Below are 17,777 nucleotides of genomic sequence, written 5' to 3' on the forward strand. Positions count from 1 at the left end.
CGCGAACAGCGCCGCCGCGATCGGCCATTGCAGCCGCTCGATCACCGCACCGACCTCGTCGCGCCGCCACCGCATCAACGGTCCCGCCGCCATCACCGCCACCAGAATGAGCGCGAGCGGCCCGACCGTCTTGTCGAAGAACGGCGCCCCGACCGATAATTGCACCCCCATCGCGCCCGCGACGATCGGGTAAAAGGTGCCGATCAGCACCACGCCCAGGATCACCGACAGCAGCAGGTTGTTGACCACCAGCGCGCCCTCGCGGCTAAGCGGATCGAACAAATTGCCCTGCCGAACCGTCCCGACACGCGCACCGAACAGCGCCAGCGCCCCACCGATGTAGATCACCAGCAACGCGAGGATGAAGCTGCCCCGCGTCGGATCGACCGCGAAGGCGTGGACGCTCGTGAGGATGCCCGACCGCACCAGGAACGTGCCGATCATGCTCATCGAGAACGCGACCACCGCCAGCATGATCGTCCACGCGCGAAGGCCATCACGCGTCGCCAGCACGCTGACCGAGTGGAGCAGCGCGGTCGCTGCCAGCCACGGCATCAGGCTGGCATTCTCGGTCGGGTCCCAGAACCACCACCCGCCCCAGCCGAGCTCATAGTACGCCCAGTACGACCCCGCGGTGATCCCCAGCGTCAGGAACACCCACGCGCCCAGCACCCACGGCCGCATCGCACGCGCGAACACCGGCCCGACGTCGCGCGTGACCAGCGCCCCGACCGCGAACGAGAACGCGACCGACAGCCCGACGTAACCGGCGTAGAGCGTCGGCGGGTGGAACGCGAGCCCCGGGTCCTGCAACAACGGGTTCAGCCCCGCGCCGTCGGCGGGCGCCGGATCGGCGCGCGCGAACGGGTTGGAGGCGAACAGCAGGAACGCGTAGAACCCCAGCGCGATCGCGGCCTGCGCCCCCAGCGTCGCGATCAGCGTGCGCTCGGGCAAGCGCCGCTCGAACTGCGCGACGGCTGCGCCCGCCAGCCCCAGGATCGTCACCCAGAGCAGCATCGAGCCCTCGTGGTTCCCCCACGCGCCCGCGAACTTGTACAGCCACGGTTTTGCCGAATGGCTGTTCGCCGCCACCAGCGCGACCGACATGTCGGAGGCCATGAAGCACGCGATCAGCGCCGCCATCGCGAGCGCGACGAGCACCCCCTGCACGATCGCCACCGGCCGCATCGCCGCCGCCACGTCGGCGCGCCCGCGCCTGAGCGCGATAGCCGACAAGGCGATCTGCAACACCGCGAACGTCGCGGCGAACCACAAAGCGGCAAGGCCGAATTCGGCGGTCATGCGGGAAAAGGATCGAAGCTCACGTCGCCCGCCGCCTTACCCGCGCTCGCGTCAGAGAACCAGCGCGGACATGTCGCGACCGCAAACCTCGCAGCGGTATTGCGGCTTTCCGCCAGCGGCCCGCGTAATCGTCCGCCCTGCGCAGTACTACCCATGAAACACTATGGCCGCGCTATGCACTTTATCCGGTTCGATCTCGAAACACTATGCGCCGCTCCGTACCTCCTCGGACAAGCGGGACACGCTTCGCCCGCCTGTCAGGCTTGAGGATCGTCAAATGGCCAACATGCTCGAAGTCATCGTCGCATTGCCGCGCCGCGCGAGCGTCGCGCCAGCGCCCGCACCTGCAAGGCGAGAGAGTCGCGCCGCGCTCGAAGACCCGCGATGGTGCCAGATCTGCTCGGCGCTCGGCGACCTTCGCCGCCAGCAGCGCCGCGCCGTTCGCATCGTCGACGCGGATTGCGGGTGCGGTACCTTGCTGATCGCGGCTGTCCGCCACGCACGCGCGCTCGGCTTCACCGCGATCGAGGGGCGCGGCATCGACACGTCGCCGGCGCTGGTCGGCCGCGCGTGCGCGGCTGCTTCCCGGCTGGACGATCGCTCGATCGGCCTTTCCTTCGAGGTAGCGGACCCGACACGCGCGCTGGCGAGTGAAACCGATTTCCCCGCCGACATCCTGCTCTGGCATGACGATCGGGGTGCAGACGATCATCGCGGCGAGGCAAGCGTTCGGGCGGCGGCGAGGCTCGTCATCGGCGACCAACCGGCGCACGGCGTCACGGGGATCGCCGCATGACCCGCCGCGATCTGCAATGGAAACTGGGCGGCACCGCGCTGCTCGCCTTCTCGTGCACGATGTGTCTGGTGCTCGATCGATCACCCGCGATGATCGTCTTCCTCCCGCTTGCGCTGCTCGGCCTGCCGTTGATGATCCACGGCAAGCGGGTGGGTCAGGTCCTGCGCGCCGAACATCGCGGCCACGCCTTTACCAAGGACGCGGTACACGCCGCCCGGCTCCGTCGCCGCGGCCAGGGCGACGACGGGTTCGGTATTTGAGTAAACGTGCCCCCTTCGCTGCCATTCAGACGAGCGAGCGGGTGTCTGCCGATCCGATAACGGTCACGGCCGCGGCGCAGGTCGCTGCGACCGCGGCCCCCTCCCGCGCGCTTGGCTCAGGCAGGCTCCATCACCGCAAGTATGTCGTCGACCGATCCCACCGCAAATGCGCTGAACTCGTCCCCGATCGCGTACGGTAGCATTACGCGCCGCCCGTGCAGCAACCCGCCGCAGCTGTACGTGACGTTGGGCACATACCCGCCGCGCTGCTCGGCGCTGGGAAACAGCAGCGGCGACGGCGTGCGCTTCAGCACCTTTGAAGGATCGTCGCGATCGAGCAGGCACGCGCCGACGCAGTAACCGCGCACCATGCCGACGCCGTGGGTGAACACCAGCCAGCCCTCGTCGATTTCGATCGGCGATCCGCAATTGCCCATCTGGACGAACTCCCACGGGTATTTCGGCCCCATGATGATCTCGCCGTCTTCCCAATTATCCATGTCGTCGGAGCGGAGCAGCCAGATGTTCTCGTTGTCCTGCCGTCCCAACATGACGAAGTCACCGTTGAGCCGCCGCGGGAACAGCGCCATGCCCTTGTAGCCCGTCATCCGCCCGGTCAGCGGTCGCATCTCGACCGTGCGCAGGTCGACGCCGCGCAGCATCTCCTGCCGCGCATCCTTGCCGTCGAAGGCGGTATAGGTGCCGAGGATGCTGCGCGTGCCGTCGTCGTCGGTGAAGTTGACCAGTCGCACGTCCTCGATCCCCTGTCGCTGGCTCGGCAGCACCGGGAAGATCACCGTTTCCGACACGTCCTGACTGTCCTCGCAGATCAGCCGCACCCAGCCGTCGTCGTGCGGCGACACCTGCGGCGGGATGCCGGTCGCGCTCGGCGGGTCGAGTGTCAGTCCGTGCTCGCCGTCCCACTCGCCGGTGCGGAAGGTGACGGAGGAGATGTGCCCCTCGCCGATCCCGCGCAGCGACATCAGGAACCGCACCGATCCTTGCGATGCGCCCGATTGATCGGGCAGCGCCACCATGCTCGGGTTGAACAGCGCGGCCGATTCGAACGCATATTCCTGGCTGAAATACGCACCGATCAGCACGCGGTCGGTTTCATCCTTCGCCGGATCACCGATCTCCGCCTTCACATCCTCGTACCGCCGCAGGAACGTATGCTGCACGTTGCGGTGGCGCTCGCACATCGGCTTCATCAGCAACTCGCGCATCCGCGCGCGCATGTCGGGGGCAAGCGCCATCAACCGCTCGGCGACCGCGGTCGCACGCGGCGTCCGCCCGTCGGCGAAGTCGGCCGGGTAACTGAACCCGAACGGCCGCACGACGGTGCGCGACGGATCGGGCTTCAACTCCAGCTCGAGCGTGGAGAATACGTCCGCCGCTGTCATCGCGGTCGGATGCAGACCCGGTGACGCATCCCCGTTCGGACCGCCCACCCCCTCCTGCTCACCAGGCGACAGCGTCGCCTGCACCGGCGCCGCAGCCTCGGGCGGGTCGGACCGGTATCGTGCCTGCTGGTCGAGCGTCTGGGACATGCAAAACCTCCGCCGCGCAGGGCCGCTTCATGCCCCGTGCTGCCGCCTGAACGGCGGTGCGGGCATTCCGCTCCCGCACGTACGCAAAACGTCACGCGTGGGAGAGAATTGATGCTAATCAGGCAACACAGGCCCGCTCGCGCGGATCGGTACCAGCCTCAACGCCGCTCGTATGCCTTCGGCAGCGCGCCCTCGGTCGGCGTCAGGTAACGATCGCGCAACTCGGTCTGGCGCGACCGCATCGGCTGCGGCTTGCCGTCGATCCAGATCGCGACCGGCTTCGACGACAGCTCCAGCGGATCGCCGTCCCACATCACCACGTCGCCGCGCCGCCCGGCACGCAAGGACCCGATCTCGCCGTCCATCCCCAGCGCCGCGGCCGGCCCGCTGGTGATCGCGGCCAGCGCGTGTCCCCAGTCGAGCCCGGTCGCACCCGGCACGCGCGTTATCGCGACCAGATTGCCCGCGAACTGCTTCACCACATGCTCGCCCGGCGCGTCATTGTAGCCGAGCGTGGACAGCGCCACCGTGACGCCGGCCGCCGACATGCGGCCGACATTGGACTCGGTCGCCGCGACCTGCTCGAACGAGGCGGGCAGATCGGCCAGCGCCTGCGCGATCACGGGCACGCGCGCGGCGGCGATCTCGCGCGCGACCATCCAGCCCTCGGCCACCCCGACCAGCACCAGCTTGACCTGCGGATAGTCGCGCTTCAGCGCCAGTACCGAGCGGATGTCGCTCGCACGCTCGACATGCACCAGCATCGGCACACGGCCTTCGAGCACCTGCACCAGCGCCTGCGCATCGCCGCGCTTGATCAGCGCGTCGCGCCCGCGCCCGTCGAAGGTGACCGGACTGCGGCGATAATCCTGCGCCTGCGCGAACGCGTCCCGCAGCGCCGCATAGGCCGCCGGGCGACTGCCGCCCGCCTGCCGCCCGCCATCCTCGCCCAGTTCGACATATTGGAACGCGCGCGGACGGATCACCGTGTCGGCATCGCCGCCCAGCCCGATCACCGCACCCTGCCCGGCAAAGATCGATCCCGCCGAGCGCGGCGAGACGATCGCGCGGGTGACGCCGCCCAGCCGCTCGTTGGCGATGATGACGCTCGCCGGGTTGATCGCGGGCGCGATGTCGATCGCGGCGTTGAACGGCGACTGCCGCGCGGTGACGTCGTTGCTTTCCTCGACCCCGTCGGCATCCTCCAGCCCTAGGTTTGAGAAGCCCGCGACGAAGCCCGGCGCGACCCATTTGCCCGTCGCGTCGATCACCTGCGCCCCCGCGGGCACCGCCACGCCGCGCCCGGCGGCGACGACGCGCCCGTTCTGCACCACGACGGTGCCGCCTTCGATTGGCGCGGAGCCGTCACCGATCGCGACCGTGCCACCGGTGATCGCCACCGTCTGCGCCGATGCGCGCCAGCCTGTGAATGCGCCCGCCATCGCGCAGGCGATGCCGACCGTGGTGAGGAAGCGCGAACGGCGCGGTGCGATGTGCATGGTCGCGCGCTTCACTTCACGTCTCCCGAACCCGGCTGACCCAACTCGAAGTCGCTCACCGGCCTGAGCCTTGGATTGTCCGCGTCGTAGAGCAGCGCACCGTCGATCCACACCTTCTCTGGCCGGGTATAGACGCTGAACGGATTGCCGTTCCACAGCACCACGTCCGCCATCTTTCCCGCGACCAGGCTGCCGGTCTTGTCGGCAATGTGCAGCGACCTGGCCGGATTGAGCGACAGCCACTTCCACGCCGCCGCGTCGCTGATCTGGATGCCCGCATGCCGCGCCGACGACAGCACCTTGGCGACTTCCTGGTTCAACCGCTGGATGCCGTTCTCGTCGTCGGAATGGATCATCCCGCACGCGCCCGATTTCTCCAGGATCGCCAAATTCTCGCCGATTCCGTCGTAGCTCTCCATCTTGAACCCATACCAATCGGCCCAGACCGCGGCGCAGGTGTTGTTGGCGCGGAGCAGATCGGCGATCTTGTACGCCTCGACCGCGTGGTGGAACGCCTCGACGTGGTAACCGAACTCCTTCGCCATATCGAGCACGTTGGCCATCTCGTCGGCGCGGTAGCAGTGATTCTGCACCAGTATTTCGCCCGACAGGACACCGCGCAGCGTGTCCATCGCGATGTCGCGGTCGGGCATGTCGCCGCCGTCGGCGTCATACTTGTCCCACTTGCGCTTGTACGCCGCCGCCTTCGCCCAGGTGGCGCGGTCGACCGCGATGTTACCCATTCGCGTCGAGGGCTCGCGTCCCTTGCTGCCGTAAACGCGCTTCGGGTTCTCGCCGCACGCCATCTTCAATCCGTACGGCGCGCCGGGAAACTTCATCCCCTGCGTCGTGCGTGCGTAGACGTTCTTGAGCACGACCGATCGCCCGCCGAACAAATTGGCGGAGCCCGGCAGGATCTGCAGCGTGGTGACCCCGCCGTTCGCCAGCGCACGGCTGAACCCCGGGTCCTGCGGCCAGACGCTATGCTCGGCCCAGACATCGGCGGTGACCGGCGCCGTCGCCTCGTTGCCGTCCGACAGCGCGCGCACCTGCGGGCTCGGATAGTCGCCCAGGTGGCTGTGAATATCGACGATGCCGGGCGTCACGAACTTGCCGGTGCCGTCGATCGTCGTGACGCCGGCGGGCGCCGAGACGCTCTGCCCCACGCTCACGATCTTGCCATCGGCGAACAGCACCTGCCCGCGCTCGATCCGGTTGCCCTCGCCATCGAACACGGTGACGTTGGTCAGCAGCGTCGGCACACCCGGATAGGCATGGTAGGTCGAGGGAAACGGATCGCGCGAATAGGGCTTGGGCGGAGCCTTGCGCGCGGGTGCGTCGCGCGACGCCGTCTGCGGTCGTGCTCCCGCCTGCGTACACGCCGGCAGCACCAGCGCGAGCGCCGCCGTCATCCCCAGCGCCCGTCCGGCGCGCCCCGTCTTCATGCCTGCCCCCGTTCGATTATTCTGGCAGCGATCCTGACGCGCGACCCGGATGCGCGCAAGCGCTAAACCATGCCGCCGATCGCATTTGCTCCTGCGCGATGAACAACTTGCCGGCACGATACTTGGCAGCGAAATTCACGATCAGGGCCAATATTGATGATTAATCGATAATCTTTGATCCAGTTATGTTGAAATTTACAAGCTGGCATGTTGACCATTGAAGGCCCGGTGTTATCTGGGACATCAAGAACAAGGAGCCAGCACAAGTGACCGATGACGCGATGACCAACAACACCGTGGAGCTTGCAACCGAGTTGACCATCGCGTGGCTCTCCAATCCCAACACCCGCGCCGCCAGTGAAGACGTCCCCGCGTTCCTGCAGCAGATGCATCAGGCGGTCAGCAACTTGACCGGCACCGGGACGAGCGAGAGCACCGAGGAACCGCAGGCCGAATACACGCCCGCCGTTTCGGTGCGTAAGTCCTTGGCATCGAAGGATCACATCATCTCGCTGATCGATGGCAAGCCGTACAAGACCTTGCGTCGTCACCTCGCGGGTCAGGGTTTGACTCCGGACGAGTATCGCCAGCGCTACGGCCTCAAGTCGGACTATCCGATGGTCGCCGAAAGCTATTCGGAAGCGCGTCGCGACATGGCCAAGAAGATCGGTCTGGGCCGCAAGGCCGGCGCGAAGAAGGCGGCCGAGCAGGCTGCCGAGAGCGACGCTCCTGCACCGCGCCGCGGCCGCAAGCCCGCCGCCACCGTCGAGGCCTGATCCCCTCGCCCATCTTCCCCTCGCCCCTGACCGACGTTCGCGCCGCACTCGCCACACGCGTGCGCGCGCTGGTCGGCTCGGGTGAGGTCGACCTGACGCGCCCACCCGGCGACGATGGGCTGTTCGGCCCCACGTCCGCCGCGTGGCGCGTCCACGGCGACTTCACCGCCATGATGATCGGCGGCATCTCCGCGCTGCTGCTGCAGATGCTTCACCGCGCCGCATTAGCGGGCGTGTGGGACCATTCGGGCTTTCGCGACGATCGCCACGGCCGGCTGAAACGCACCGCGCGCTTCATCGCCGCGACCACCTTCGGCTCGACCGAGCAAGCGCGCGCCGCAATTGCACAGGTCCGCCGCATCCACGACCGCGTCGGCGGCACGCTGCCCGATGGCACGCGCTACAGCGCTAACGATCCCGCTTTGCTCACCTGGGTCCATGTCGCGGAGGTCGACAGCTTCCTGCGCGCCTATCTGCGCTACCGCGATCCCTCGATGAGCGTCGCCGATCAGGAGCGCTATTTCGCCGAAACCGCGACGGTCGCCGAAGCGCTCGGTGCCACCGACGTGCCACGCTCCCGAGCAGAGATCGACGTTTATTACGCTCGCATCCGCCCCGACCTGCGCGCCGATCATCGCACGCGCGAGGTGGCACAGGCGCTGCTCGCACCCGGCGAGGACAAGGCGACGACCTCGGCGATGAACCTCGCCGCTGCCGCCGCAATCGATCTGCTGCCGCCCTGGGCGCAGGCGCTCCACGGTCGCGGCCTGCCAGCCTACGCGCGCCCTGCCGTCCGCCTCGGCGCCAACGGCATGGGCGGCGTGCTCCGCTGGGCGCTCAAAGCCTGAGCGCCGGCGCGGACCTAATCCGGGGCGACGGAGCGATCGCCTAGTCCGCGATCAGTTCACCACCACCGTCACCGCGCGGCGGTTCTGCGCGTAGCTCGCCTCGTCCGATCCGAGCGCGACCGGGCGCTCCTTGCCGTAGCTGATGACGCTCAACCGCGACGGGCTGATGCCGCGCGCCGCCAGATAGTTCTTCGCCGCATTGGCGCGACGATCACCCAGCGCAAGGTTGTATTCGCGCGTCCCGCGCTCGTCGGCGTGGCCTTCGATCGTGACGCGCACGTTGGGATAGCGCGTCAGCCACTGCACCTGCGTGTCGAGGATCGCGCGCGCCTCGCTGTCGATGTCGTACATGTCGAGCGCGAACAGCACCGTGTCGCTCGTGACCGACCGCTTGAAATCGGCCGCCGACCCCGGCGTCACCGCACCCGCGCCGCCACCGTTCATCCCGCCGTTGGGGTCCTGGTACGCGGGCGGCGGCGCCTCGCCGGCGGCGGGCGGCAGCACCGCGGGGCGCTTCTTGGAGCACGCCGCCGTCGCCACCAATGCGGTCGCCAGCAATATCGTCGTCGTCAGTCGTGCCATGCTCTTCAACTCCCGTGATGATCCCCTGGATGCCCGTGCCGGGCAGATGCCCCCAGTGGTAACGTGCGCTATTGGTTGGATAAAGCGCTTACGGCTGAAGTGGTCCCCACGCCGGATCGGACCCGTCTAGCGGGGTCGGAATACGCCGCGCGTTGACGCCGGTCAGGTCGACCGACCACAGATCCGCCTTGCCGCCGCTGCCGCTACCGGTGCGGAAGAAGGTGATGACGCGCCCGTTCGGGGACCAGCTCGGCCCCTCGTCCTGATAACCGTCGGTCAGCAATCGCTCGCCCGAACCGTTGGGATTCATCACGCCGATGCGGAACGATCCCGTCAGCTTGGTGAACGCGATCAGGTCGCCGCGCGGGCTCCACACCGGCGTCGCGTAGCGCCCGCCGCCGAAGCTGATCCGCTGCTGGTTCGATCCGTCCGCGTTCATGACGTAAATCTGCTGCCCGCCCGAACGGTCGCTCTCGAACACGATCTTCGAACCGTCGGGCGAGTAGCTGCCGCCGGTGTCGATCCCGGGCGAGTTGGTCAGCTTCTGCGGGGTACCGCCACCCGCGCTCGACACGCGGTAGATGTCGGTGTTGCCGCCGTCCGCGCGCGAGAACAGGATCCAGCGGCCATCGGGCGAGAAGCGCGGCGCGAACGTCGTCGCCGCATTCTGCACGACAAGCCGCTGCTTGCCCGTGCCGATATCGTAGACGTAGATCGCCGGGTTCTTCCCGACATAGCTCATGTAGACGATCGACTGCTGGTTGGGTGCGAAGCGCGGCGTCAGCACGATCGACGAACCCGCCGTCAGGAAACGGTGATTGGCGCCGTCCTGGTCCATGATCGCCAGCCGCTTGATGCGGTTGCCCTTCGGCCCGGTCTCGGACACGTAGACGACGCGGCTGTCGAAATACGGCCCCTCGCCCGTCAGCCTTGCATAGATCGCGTCGGCGCATTTGTGCGCCGCACGCCGCCACTGCGACGGCGGCACGACAAAGCCCTGCCGCACCAGCTCGGCACGCGCGGTCACGTCGTACAGATAGCATCCGACTGCCAGCGACCCGTCGCTGTTGGCGCGGATATAACCCTGTACCAGCGCCTGCGCGCCGGTCCCGCCCCAGTAATCGTACGCCGGCGCGGTCACTTCGGGAAACATGACCGTGCGCAGCTGCGCCGGCGGGATCGGCGTGAACAGCCCCGATCCGCGCAGGTCGTTGGCGATGATGTCGGCCAGCTGCCGCCCGAGCGCATCGGTCGACCCGGCAGGCGTGCTCGTCACCGCGGGCGTCGGCATCGCCGGGATCGCGATCGGCATCGGCGCGGAGATGCCGCCAGTCACGTCGACCTCGAGCGGCGGCGGGGTAGCGCCGGGTGCAGCTTGCGCAGGCACAGCCCCTTGCGCCGGCTGCGCAGCCGCCGGCGGCGTGAGCGTCACCGGCGGCACGTCCTGCGCCGATGCAGGAGCCGAAACGATCCCGGCGGCGAGCGCCGAGACGAGAAGAAGCGCGCTGATCCTCACCGCAATTTCCAATTGTAGTTGATGTTGCTCCACCCCCCGTTGGCGGTGGCGTAATATTCGGCCGGCAGTTTCAGCGGCGAACAACCCTTGAACGCCGCGATTCCCAGATCGACCACGCGCCGTGCGTAGCGCTGGTTGTCGTCGTCGACGCCGCGCTGGCGCACGACCGTGGGTGTCGCCGACAGCGTACCGTCGCGGTTCAGGCGCAGGTTCAGCGTCGTCACGATCTGGTTCGCACCGGGACCGGGATCAACCTGCTTGTCGGCACACGGCTGGATCTGCCGAGCGATCGCCTGCTGGATCGCGGCGAGCGCGGCGCCATCGACGCGCGCGGCCGACGGCGGCGCATCGCTGCTCTTCGCCTTGCTCGGCTCCGCCGACAGCCCTTTCAGGAAATCGTCGCCCAGTCGACCGCCGCGCGGACGCGACGCGGTCGCCTTCTCGCTCGCGCCGCTACCCTGCTTCGCCGCCGGCTTGGCGGCGGGGTTGCCCGACGACTTGGCGGTCGAGGTAGAGGTGCTCGACTTGCTGCCTGCCGATTTGCTGGATGTCGACTTGCTCGAAGTCGACTTGCTCGCACTCGCCTGCTTGGCCGGCGCGGGCTTGGCCGCTGGCTTCGCGGTCGTCTTGGCCGGCGCCTTCTCCGCCGCCTCACGCACCGGCGGCTTGGGCTTCGGCTTGGGCGCAGGCTTTGCAACCGGCTTCGGCTTCGGCGCGGGTTTGGGCTTGGGCGCCGGTTCGGGCTTCGGTGCAGGCTTGGCCGGCGCCGGCTTGGGCGCGGGCTGCGGCTTCGGCTCGGGCTTGGGTTCCGGCTTCGGTGCGGGCGCGGGCGCCGGCGCAGGTGCTGGCTCGGGCGCAGGCTCCGGCTCGGCCGCGGGCGGTGCCGCATCCTCGGGCTCGCCCGCTTCCGGCGACACACGCTCGGACGGCGCCTCGCTGCTCGCCGGCGCCGCCGCCTCCAGCGCGACCTCGGGCACCAGGCTGACCTCGACCGGCGTCTGCTTCAACTTGACCGGATTGGGCGTGTCGAGAAAGCCGAGCGACATCAACCCGAACAGCAGGACGTGGCCCGCGATCGCAACGCCCAGGCCGACCTTCTCGGCGCGGTCCATCAATCCTCCCCGACCGTCACCAGCGCGACGCGGTTGAGGCCGGCGCGGTTCAGCTCGCCCATCACGCGCATCACCTGCCCGTAATCGAGCTTGCGGTCGGCGCGCAGATACACCTGCGGCGGCTCGGACCCTTGCGCAGCGGCAGCGATCGCGTCCAGCCGCGCCGACAGCGTGTCGAACGACATCTCCTCCTTCGCGATGAAGATGCGACCTTGCGCGTCCAGCGAGATTTCGGTCGGCTGCTTTTCCTGGTCGAGCGGCTTGGCGCGGCTGTCGGGCAGGTTCACCGGCACGCCCGCGGTCAACAGTGGTGCTGTCACCATGAAGATGATCAGCAGCACCAGCATCACGTCGACCAGCGGCGTGACGTTGATGTCCGCCATCGGCGCGCGCCGCCCGCGGCTCCGCCCGGAAGGAAGATGCATCGCCATGTGCTTGCCTCAGCGCTCGCGGTCGAGCTGGCGCGACAAGGTCGCGTGGAACCCGTCGGCGAAGCGGTTCAAGCGCGCCTCGATCCGGTTGATGCCGTGGCTGAAGCGGTTGTACGCGATCACCGCCGGGATCGCGGCGAACAGCCCGATCGCGGTCGCGAACAGCGCCTCCGCGATACCCGGTGCCACGACCGCCAGGCTGGTGTTCTGCTGGCTCGCGATCGAGGTAAAGCTGCGCATGATGCCCCACACCGTGCCGAACAGCCCCACGAACGGCGCGACCGACCCGACCGTCGCCAGCACGTTCAGCCGGTCCGACAATTCGTCGATCTCCTTCGCGACCGCCGCGCCCATCGTCGTCGCCAGCCGGTCGCGCGTGCCCTCGCGGTCGATCACCTGCCCCTGCGTCGACCGCCGCCATTCCGCGACGCCCGCCGCCAGCACGCGCGCCGATGGCAGATCGGCATTGCCGTTCGACTTGTAGAAGGCGTCGATATCCTCCGCCTTCCAGAAATCGCGCTCGAACTTCTCGGTCGCCTTCCGCGTCCGCCCGACCTTCAGCCAGAACATGACAATGATCGCCCAGGTCCAGATGCTGGCGAGCAGCAGCCCCAGCATCACCCCCTTCACCACCCAGTCGGCCTGGAGGAACAGGGCGATCGGCGACAGCGTCGCCGCATCGGTGTTCACGATCGGGTTCAAGTGACGGGCTCCCCAAGGTTCATGTCGTTGATAGGCGTCAGCGTGCGGAACAGCTCGATCCACGCCGCCGGTTGCCGCCGCGGGCGCCCGTCGGGTCCGACCAGCGCCGCGGTGACGACGCCGCGCGTCAGCAAGACCGCGTCACGCCTGACTGTCTGATGAATGACGACGCGCGCGGGCGTCACCGCCTCGACACTGGACTCTACCACCAGCACATCGTCCAGTCCCGCTGGCGCGGCGTAGCGGATCTGCAGGTCGTGGATCGCATAGGCACCCCCGCCGCCGTCGAAGTGCGCGCGCTGGTCGATGCCGGCGACGCGCAGCATATCCGATCGCGCGCGCTCCATGTAGCGCAGGTAATTGGCGTGGTAGACGACACCCGACAGGTCGGTGTCCTCGAAATAGACGCGCAACGGGAACAGGTGCACCCTGCCCTCGAAGCCTCCACTCGCGGGCAATGGTCCGCCACTCGCCATGCGCCGGGCTTTAACCAAGACCGCGCCGCAACGGAACCCCGCTCGCGGTGGGGAACGCGCCCTAGTTGAGCGCCGACGCGTCCACGTTGATCCGCGGCAGATCCTTCGCGACCAGCGGCGTCGCGGTGGCACGCGCGGGCACGGCCTGCGTCACCACCTGCGTGCGCGGCTCTGCCCCCGGCACCGCCTGCACGGTCGCCGCGGTTGCAACGACCGGCGCCGCCAGCGGGCGCGGCCCGACCGGCACCAGCGCCGCCTGCGTGCGCCAGGCATCGTACGCGCGGAAGAAATCGGTGAACGGCTGGTCGAGCGCCGCCAGCTGCACGCTCGCGAACGTCGCGAACTCCGCCTCGGGCACCGCCGGCGCCGCCGCCAGCGCCTGCTTCGCCGCCGCGCAGAAACCGGCGCGCGCGAAATCCTGCGACCAGTAATTGTACAACCGCGTCATCGCGTCGTCGTAGCTGTCGCGCCAGTCGCCGCCGCGCGCCTTGAACTCCGCCGACAGCGTCGTCTCCGCACTCGCCAGCACCGCCTTTCGCGCGGTCAGCATCGCGTTATACGCCGCCGTCGTCTGCGCCTCGTCGCCATCGCGGCACGCCAGCGCTGCGACGTTCAGCGCGGTCCGCAGATGCCACACAGTCGCCGCCCCGGTCAGCGAACGGTTGGGCGTCGCGTAGCTGCCGTCGGCCAATCGGATCGGGATCACCATGCCGGGACGTCCGCCCTTCGGCATTTGCGCCTGCACCACGACCGGTGCCGGCGGCAGCGTCGCGACGACGGGCGGCGGCGCGACCTTCGCGCATCCGGCAACGATCGCGAGCGTGCTCGCGACGACGATCTTGTGGAGCGGCAACCTACGCATCACGAATCCTTCCGGCCCCCCGGCATGACTCGCTGCTAGCCGCCCAATGGTTAACGCGCGGTAATCATGCGGCGAACCGTGCGCCGCTCACCGCATTTCGCGCGCTTACCGCCCGAACCTTACGCCGCCCGCGCGCGCAGCGCGTCGGCCGCCTCGGTCATCAGCTGCGCGATGATGTCGGCGATCGGCTCTTCCTTGGTCACCATGCCGACCGACTGGCCCGCCATCACGCTGCCGTGCTCGACGTCACCGTCGATCACCGCGCGGCGCAGCGCACCCGCCCAATAATGCTCGATCTCCAGCTGCGCCTCGGCCATCGCGACCGCGCTCTCGTCCAGCCGCTGCGCGACCTCGCGCTGCTTGGCGGTGAACAGCTCGCCCCCCGCATTCTTCAGCGCACGCACCGGGATGACGGGCAGCCGCGGATCGATCTGCACGCTCGCCACCGCATCCCGTGCCGACGCACGGATGAACGCGCGCTTGAAGTTCGGATGCGCCACGCACTCGGTCGCGCAGACGAACCGCGTGCCGAGCTGCACCCCCGCCGCGCCCATGTCGAGGTACCCCGCGATCGCCTCCCCGCGCCCGATCCCGCCCGCGACGAACACGGGCACCTTGTCCGCGATCTCGGGCAGCATCTCCTGCGCCAGCACGCTGGTGGAGACCGGCCCGATATGCCCGCCCGCCTCCATCCCCTCGATCACCAGCGCGTCGACGCCCGACCGGATCAGCTTCTTCGCCAGCGCCAGCGTCGGCGCGAAGCAGATCACCTTCGCGCCACCGGCCTTGATCGCCTCCAGCGACCCCTTCGGCGGCAACCCACCCGCCAGAACGACATGACCGACCTCGTGGCGCGCACACACCGCGATCAATTCGTCCAGCTGCGGGTGCATCGTGATCAGGTTCACCCCGAACGGCCGCTCGGTCAGCGCCTTCGTCGCGGCGATCTCCGCGTCGAGCAGCGCGGGCGTCATCGCGCCGCACGCGATCACCCCGAACCCGCCCGCGTTCGACATCGCCGCGACCAGGTTGCGCTCCGACACCCACGACATCGCGCCCGCCATGATCGCGACCTCGGACCCGAGAAAGGCGCATCCGCGTTCCATGCGGCGGGACAGGCGATCGGCGCCGGAGTTGTTCGTCTCGTTCATCCACGGTCTTTAACGCGGGCAGACCAGCGGAGAAAGCATGAAGCAGGCATCGGGCGAACTGACGATCGACACGCGCGGGCAAGGTTTGGTCGAGATCACCGATCAGGTCTCACGCTGGCTTGGGCCGCAGGCGATCACGACCGGGCTGCTGACCGTCTTCTGCCGCCACACCTCCGCCTCGCTCCTCATCAACGAGAACGCCGCCCCCGCTGTCCGGCGCGACATCCAGCGCTACTTCGCGAAGCTCGCACCCGAAGCGCGCGACTACGAACACGACGACGAAGGCCCCGACGACATGCCTGCCCACCTGCGCACCGCGCTGACGAACGTGTCGCTATCGATCCCCATCGCGCGCGGCGCGCCCGTGCTCGGCACCTGGCAGGGCATCTACCTGTTCGAACACCGCACCGCCCCCCACCGCCGCCGCGTCGCGCTCCACGTCATCGGAGAGTGACCGCGCAACCTGCTTGACCCTGCTGTCACCTAAAGGTTACATGTCACCGATCGGTTACACGAAAGGGTGTCTGACATGACCACCGACCACATCCGCGCCGAGGCGATCTCTCGCCAGCGCGCGCGCTTCCTGCCCATGCTCGGCGTGCTGCTGCTCGTCGCGCAGAACGGCTTGCTGTCGCATTGGGATTGGCGAGCGGTCACGATCGTGCAGAACCTCGCCTGGCTCGTCATGGCGGTTAGCGCGCTCCTGATCCTCCTCACCGGCGGCAAGTGGCTGATGCCCCCCGCGATCCACGCGCTGGTCGACGACGAGGTCAGCCGCGAGAACCGCCGAACCGCGATCACCCGCGCCTTCGCCGCTGCGATCACGACGGCGATGCTCGTGTTCGTCGTCGCGCCGTTCGAGCCGATCGACGCGCAGCGCGCCGCGCACATGATCGTCAGCATCGGTCTAGCGGTCGGGCTGCTCGCGTTCGGGCTGGAGGAGCGCAAGAGCCTTGGCTGACGCGCTCCACAACAACTTACGCGCGGCGCGTGACGCGCGCGGATGGACGCAGGCGCAGCTGGCCGAGGCGGCCGGCGTCAGCCGAAAGACGGTCAACACGGTCGAGAACGGCGTCTTCATTCCCTCCACCATCGTCGCGCTACGCTTGTCGCGCGCGCTCGGGCAAACGGTGGAGGCGCTGTTCTCGCTGCCCGAGGTTTGAAGGCTACGCCGCCTCCGCGTCCAGCCCATAGGCGGTGTGCAGCACGCGCACCGCCAGCTCGGTCTCATCCTCGTGGATCAACACGCTGACCTTGATCTCGCTGGTCGAGATCGCGAGGATATTGATCCCGCGCGCGCCCAGCGTCTCGAACATGGTGGAGGCGACGCCCGCGTGGCTGCGCATGCCGACGCCGACGACGCTGATCTTCGCCACGCGCGTGTCGTGGATCAGCTCGCCGAACCCGATCTCGGCGCGCGCCTGATTGAGCGCCTCGATCGAGCGCGGCAGGTCGGACGACGGAACCGTGAAGGTAACGTCGGTCGCGCTCGCCGACCCGCTGCTCCGGTGCGCGATGTTCTGGATGATCATGTCGACGTTGATGTTCGCCGCCGACAAGGGCGCGAAGATCGCCGCGACCGATCCGGGCGTGTCGGGCACGCCCGTCAGCGTGATCTTGGCCTCGTTCTTGTCGTGCGCGATGCCGGTGATTAGCTGGCGTTCCACGTCTTCGATCTCCTCTTCACCCACGATCATCGTGCCGGGCAATGTATCCGCCGCGGGTGCATCCTCGCCGGTCAGCGACGACAGCACCTGCACGCGCACCTGTTCCTTCATCGCGAGGCCGACCGAGCGCGTCTGCAACACCTTCGCGCCGACGCTCGCCAGCTCCAGCATCTCCTCGTACGTCACCTGCCTGAGCTTGCGCGCGCGCGGCACGATGCGCGGGTCGGTGGTATAAACACCGTCAACGTCGGTGTAGATGTCACAGCGATCCGCCTTCATCGCCGCCGCGACCGCGACCGCCGAGGTATCCGATCCCCCACGCCCCAGCGTCGTGATCCGCCCGTCTTCGCTGACGCCCTGGAATCCCGGGATCACCGCGACCTCGCCCGCCGACAGGCTCGCGTTCAGCGCCTCGGTATCGATTCCGCCGATCCGCGCCTTGGCGAACGCTTGGTCGGTGTTGATCGGCAACTGCCAGCCCAGCCACGACCGCGCCTTGACGCCGATCGCCTGCAACGCGATCGCGAGCAGCCCGCTCGTAACCTGCTCGCCCGATGCGACGACGACGTCATACTCGCGCGGGTCGTACAGCGGCGACGCTTCGCGGCAGAAGCCCACCAGCCGATCGGTCTCTCCCGCCATCGCGGAGACGACCACCGCCACCTCGTTGCCCGCCTCGACCTCGCGTTTGACGCGCGCGGCGACCGAACGGATGCGCTCGATGCCTGCCATCGAGGTGCCGCCGAACTTCATCACGATGCGCGCCATGCCGCTGGTCCAAACGCCTTGGGGTAAGAGGGCG

Annotated in this window: 20 protein-coding genes; 7 read left to right on the plus strand and 13 right to left on the minus strand. The window is 68.4% G+C overall.

Features of this window, described 5'->3' with window-relative positions:
• Positions 1–1,302 (minus strand): heme lyase CcmF/NrfE family subunit (locus tag QZ847_RS03265; RefSeq protein WP_294353016.1); only part of this gene is annotated, 1,302 nt, incomplete at its 3' end.
• Between the two features lie 277 nt (positions 1,303–1,579).
• Here QZ847_RS03265 and QZ847_RS03270 point away from each other — a divergent pair.
• Together QZ847_RS03270 and QZ847_RS03275 are read left to right on the plus strand one after the other, a co-directional pair.
• Complete coding sequence (locus tag QZ847_RS03270) at positions 1,580–2,098, plus strand: SAM-dependent methyltransferase (RefSeq protein ID WP_294353017.1); 519 nt, start codon at positions 1,580–1,582, stop codon at positions 2,096–2,098.
• Entirely contained in the window at positions 2,095–2,358 is a 264-nt protein-coding gene (locus QZ847_RS03275; protein ID WP_294191219.1) for a hypothetical protein, read from the plus strand. The genes QZ847_RS03270 and QZ847_RS03275 overlap by 4 nt, the downstream gene beginning before the upstream one ends.
• A gap of 116 nt (positions 2,359–2,474) precedes the next feature.
• Here the strand turns inward: QZ847_RS03275 and QZ847_RS03280 are convergent, their stop codons facing one another.
• From QZ847_RS03280 to QZ847_RS03290, 3 genes are all read right to left on the minus strand, one after another.
• Positions 2,475–3,761: a glycoside hydrolase family 130 protein gene (locus QZ847_RS03280; RefSeq protein WP_294353083.1), complete on the minus strand. Its 1,287-nt coding sequence runs from the start codon at positions 3,759–3,761 to the stop codon at positions 2,475–2,477.
• 305 nt (positions 3,762–4,066) lie between these two features.
• Complete coding sequence (locus tag QZ847_RS03285; protein ID WP_294353085.1) at positions 4,067–5,350, minus strand: amidohydrolase family protein; 1,284 nt, start codon at positions 5,348–5,350, stop codon at positions 4,067–4,069.
• Between the two features lie 68 nt (positions 5,351–5,418).
• Complete coding sequence (locus tag QZ847_RS03290; RefSeq protein WP_294353020.1) at positions 5,419–6,852, minus strand: amidohydrolase; 1,434 nt, start codon at positions 6,850–6,852, stop codon at positions 5,419–5,421.
• A gap of 266 nt (positions 6,853–7,118) precedes the next feature.
• On the opposite strand from QZ847_RS03290, the gene QZ847_RS03295 reads away from it, so the two are divergent.
• Entirely contained in the window at positions 7,119–7,628 is a 510-nt protein-coding gene (locus tag QZ847_RS03295; RefSeq protein ID WP_294353021.1) for a MucR family transcriptional regulator, read from the plus strand.
• 59 nt (positions 7,629–7,687) lie between these two features.
• Positions 7,688–8,476, plus strand: coding sequence for an oxygenase MpaB family protein (locus QZ847_RS03300; protein ID WP_294353023.1), 789 nt, complete (start codon positions 7,688–7,690; stop codon positions 8,474–8,476).
• Between the two features lie 51 nt (positions 8,477–8,527).
• Here the strand turns inward: QZ847_RS03300 and pal are convergent, their stop codons facing one another.
• The 8 genes from pal to QZ847_RS03340 form a co-directional block, all read right to left on the minus strand.
• The gene (gene pal / locus QZ847_RS03305; protein ID WP_294191215.1) at positions 8,528–9,058 is read right to left on the minus strand and encodes a peptidoglycan-associated lipoprotein Pal; all 531 of its coding nucleotides are present in this window, start codon (positions 9,056–9,058) and stop codon (positions 8,528–8,530) included.
• Positions 9,059–9,146: 88 nt separating this feature from the next.
• Complete coding sequence (tolB, locus tag QZ847_RS03310; RefSeq protein WP_294353087.1) at positions 9,147–10,445, minus strand: Tol-Pal system beta propeller repeat protein TolB; 1,299 nt, start codon at positions 10,443–10,445, stop codon at positions 9,147–9,149.
• 125 nt (positions 10,446–10,570) lie between these two features.
• Complete coding sequence (locus QZ847_RS03315) at positions 10,571–11,686, minus strand: cell envelope biogenesis protein TolA (RefSeq protein WP_294353025.1); 1,116 nt, start codon at positions 11,684–11,686, stop codon at positions 10,571–10,573.
• On the minus strand, positions 11,686–12,117 hold the full coding sequence (tolR, locus tag QZ847_RS03320; protein WP_294353026.1) for a protein TolR: 432 nt from the start codon (positions 12,115–12,117) through the stop codon (positions 11,686–11,688). The genes QZ847_RS03315 and tolR overlap by 1 nt, the downstream gene beginning before the upstream one ends.
• Before the next feature lie 9 nt (positions 12,118–12,126).
• Positions 12,127–12,819, minus strand: a complete 693-nt coding sequence (gene tolQ, locus QZ847_RS03325; RefSeq protein WP_019516701.1) for a protein TolQ — start codon at positions 12,817–12,819, stop codon at positions 12,127–12,129.
• The gene (locus QZ847_RS03330) at positions 12,816–13,295 is read right to left on the minus strand and encodes a YbgC/FadM family acyl-CoA thioesterase (protein WP_294353028.1); all 480 of its coding nucleotides are present in this window, start codon (positions 13,293–13,295) and stop codon (positions 12,816–12,818) included. The genes tolQ and QZ847_RS03330 overlap by 4 nt, the downstream gene beginning before the upstream one ends.
• A 61-nt stretch (positions 13,296–13,356) precedes the next feature.
• Positions 13,357–14,157 (minus strand): hypothetical protein, encoded by an 801-nt coding sequence (locus tag QZ847_RS03335; protein WP_294353030.1) that lies wholly within the window; start codon positions 14,155–14,157, stop codon positions 13,357–13,359.
• Positions 14,158–14,276: 119 nt separating this feature from the next.
• Positions 14,277–15,308 carry a nitronate monooxygenase gene (locus QZ847_RS03340; protein ID WP_294353032.1) on the minus strand — a complete coding sequence of 344 codons (1,032 nt, stop codon included), beginning with the start codon at positions 15,306–15,308 and terminating at the stop codon, positions 14,277–14,279.
• Positions 15,309–15,345: 37 nt separating this feature from the next.
• On the opposite strand from QZ847_RS03340, the gene QZ847_RS03345 reads away from it, so the two are divergent.
• From QZ847_RS03345 to QZ847_RS03355, 3 genes are all read left to right on the plus strand, one after another.
• Positions 15,346–15,762: a secondary thiamine-phosphate synthase enzyme YjbQ gene (locus QZ847_RS03345; protein WP_294353034.1), complete on the plus strand. Its 417-nt coding sequence runs from the start codon at positions 15,346–15,348 to the stop codon at positions 15,760–15,762.
• Between the two features lie 75 nt (positions 15,763–15,837).
• Positions 15,838–16,269: a hypothetical protein gene (locus QZ847_RS03350; protein ID WP_294353036.1), complete on the plus strand. Its 432-nt coding sequence runs from the start codon at positions 15,838–15,840 to the stop codon at positions 16,267–16,269.
• Complete coding sequence (locus QZ847_RS03355) at positions 16,262–16,471, plus strand: helix-turn-helix transcriptional regulator (protein ID WP_294353038.1); 210 nt, start codon at positions 16,262–16,264, stop codon at positions 16,469–16,471. The genes QZ847_RS03350 and QZ847_RS03355 overlap by 8 nt, the downstream gene beginning before the upstream one ends.
• Positions 16,472–16,474: 3 nt before the next feature.
• On the opposite strand, the gene QZ847_RS03360 is transcribed toward QZ847_RS03355, so the two are convergent.
• The gene (locus QZ847_RS03360) at positions 16,475–17,743 is read right to left on the minus strand and encodes an aspartate kinase (RefSeq protein ID WP_294353041.1); all 1,269 of its coding nucleotides are present in this window, start codon (positions 17,741–17,743) and stop codon (positions 16,475–16,477) included.
• Positions 17,744–17,777 lie beyond the last annotated feature (34 nt).

The sequence above is a fragment of the uncultured Sphingomonas sp. genome, assembly GCF_913778135.1.
In the GTDB taxonomy this organism is placed as follows: Bacteria; Pseudomonadota; Alphaproteobacteria; order Sphingomonadales; family Sphingomonadaceae; genus Sphingomonas.